This window comes from Mycobacterium sp. TH-M103, assembly GCF_057473785.1.
Window position 1 is genome coordinate 1 of sequence record NZ_JBYCLG010000177.1, and the last position, 2,768, is coordinate 2,768.

General features: G+C 71.2%; 2 protein-coding genes. Both read left to right on the plus strand.

The genetic code is table 11. The features are described 5' to 3' along the window. Positions 1–1,362 (plus strand): arabinosyltransferase C-terminal domain-containing protein (locus tag AC2VOR_RS09745; RefSeq protein ID WP_486963691.1); only part of this gene is annotated, 1,362 nt, incomplete at its 5' end. Then, positions 1,359–2,768, plus strand: a 1,410-nt coding sequence (locus AC2VOR_RS09750; protein ID WP_486963692.1) for an arabinosyltransferase domain-containing protein, incomplete at its 3' end; no start/stop codon positions are given. The genes AC2VOR_RS09745 and AC2VOR_RS09750, both read left to right, overlap by 4 nt.

The window sequence follows — 2,768 nt, forward strand, 5'->3', positions numbered from 1 at the left end:
GCCAGCCACCCGGTGACGTCGATGTTCCTGACGCTGTCGATCCTGACCGGCCTGCTGGCCGCCTGGTACCACTTCCGGATGGACTACGCCGGGCACACCGAGGTCAAGGCCAACCGGCGCAACCGGGTGCTGGCCTCGACGCCGCTGCTGGTGGTCGCGTCGATCATGGTGGTCGGCGAGGTCGCCTCGCTGGCCAAGGCCGCGGTGTTCCGCTACCCGCAGTACACCACCGGCAAGGCCAACCTGGCGGCGATCGCTTCCGGGCTCACCAGCTGCGCGATGGCCGACGACGTGCTGGCCGAACCCGACCCGAACGCCGGGCTGCTGCAGCCGGTCCCCGGACAGCAGTTCGGGCCCTACGGCCCGCTCGGCGGGCTCAACCCGGTCGGCTTCAAACCCGACGGGGTGGGCGAGGACCTGCGGTCCTACCCGGTGGTGACCAAGCCCGGCGTGGTGAACTCCGACGCATCCCCCAACAAACCCAACGCCACCATGAGCGACTCCGCTGGCACGGCCGGCGGCAAGGGCCCGGTCGGCGTCAACGGATCGCATGCGGCGCTGCCGTTCGGCCTCGACCCGGCCCGCACCCCGGTGATGGGCAGCTACGGCGAGAATTCGCTGGCCGCCACGGCGACCTCGGCCTGGTATCGGTTGCCTCCCCGCGACCCGGGCCGCCCGCTGGTCGTGGTCTCGGCCGCCGGCGCCATCTGGTCCTACAAGGAGGACGGCACCTTCACCTACGGGCAGTTGCTCAAGCTGCAGTGGGGGGTCACGCGCCCGGACGGCACCACCCAGCCGCTGGGCGAGGTGCAGCCGATCGACATCGGGCCGGAGCCGGCGTGGCGCAACCTGCGGTTCCCGCTGGCCTGGGCGCCGCCGGAGGCCAACGTGGCGCGCATCGTCGCCTACGACCCGAACCTGAGCTCCGAGCAGTGGTTCGCGTTCACCCCTCCGCGGGTCCCGGTGCTGCAGACCCTGCAGCACCTACTCGGATCGCAGACCCCGGTGCTGATGGACGTCGCGACCGCGGCGAACTTCCCCTGCCAGCGGCCGTTCACCGAACACCTCGGCGTCGCCGAGCTTCCGGACTACCGCATCATGCCCGAGCACAAGCAGACGGCGGCGTCGTCGAACGGGTGGCAGGCCGGTGAGGCCGGCGGCCCGTTCCTGTTCACCCAGGCGATGATGTACACCTCGACCGTCGCGACCTACCTGCGCGGCGACTGGCACCGCGACTGGGGCTCCGTCGAGCAGTACCACCGTTTGGTGCCGGCCGACCAAGCGCCGAACGCCGCCGTCGTGCAGGGCATGACCACCGTGCCCGGCTGGAGCCGTAAAGGACCGATTCGAGCCCTCCCATGAGCGTCATCAACTCCGAACGCCGCGGGGCCACCGCGAGCCCCGCCAACCGCCAGGACGTGCGGGTGACGCGCTGGGTCGCGACGATCGCGGGGCTCATCGGTTTCGTCCTGTCCGTCGCGACGCCGCTGCTGCCCGTCGTGCAGACCACCGCCATGCTGAACTGGCCGCAAAACGGCCAACTGGGCAGCGTGACGGCGCCGCTGATCTCGCTGACCCCGGTCGACGTGACGGCCAGCGTGCCGTGCCCGGTGGTGGGCGCCCTGCCACCCGACGGCGGCGTCGTCCTGAGCACGGCGCCCAAAAAGGGCAAGGACGCCGCGCTCGATGCGCTGTTCGTCGTCGCGGGCAAACAGCGCGTCGACGTCACCGACCGCAATGTGGTGATCGCCAGCGCGCCGCGCGATCAGGTGGCAGGACCCGGGGGTGCCCCGGGATGCTCCAGCATCGAGATCACCTCCACCCTGGCCGGCACCTTCGCCACCTTCGTCGGGTTGACCGATCCGGCGGGTCGGCCCTTGAGCGGCGGCTTCCCCGATCCCAACCTGCGCCCGCAGATCGTCGGGGTGTTCAGCGACCTGAGCGGCCCCGCCCCGCCGGGGCTGCGGCTCTCCGCGACCGTCGACACCCGATTCTCGACGACCCCGACCACGCTGAAGCTGACGGCGATGGTGCTGGCGGTCGTGGCGACCGTCGTCGCGCTGATCGCGCTGTGGCGCCTGGACCAGCTGGGCGGCCGGCGCATGCACCGACTGATCCCCACCCGCTGGCGCAAGTTCACCCTCATCGACGCCACGGTGATCTTCGGTTTCCTGCTCTGGCATGTGATCGGCGCGAACTCCTCCGACGACGGCTACATCCTGGGCATGGCCCGCGTCGCCGACCACGCCGGGTACATGTCCAACTACTTCCGCTGGTTCGGCAGCCCGGAGGACCCGTTCGGCTGGTACTACAACCTGCTGGCCCTGATGACCCACGTCAGCGACGGCAGCCTGTGGATGCGGCTGCCCGACCTGGTCGCCGGGCTCGTGTGCTGGCTGCTGCTCTCGCGTGAGGTGCTGCCCCGGCTGGGCCCCGCGGTCACGGGCAGCACGGCCGCCAACTGGGCGGCCGGCCTGGTCCTGCTGACCGCGTGGATGCCGTTCAACAACGGTCTTCGCCCCGAGCCGATCATCGCGCTGGGTTCGCTGATCACCTATGTGCTGATCGAGCGGTCGATGTGCGCCTCGCGGGTGACGCCGGCGGCACTGGCCGTCGTCACCGCCGCCTTCACCCTCGGTGTGCAGCCCACCGGCCTGATCGCGGTGGCCGCCCTGGTCGCCGGTGGCCGCCCGATCGTGCGGATCATGGTCAAACGGCACCGCGTGGTCGGCACCTGGCCGCTGGTGGCCCCGCTGCTGGCCGCCGGC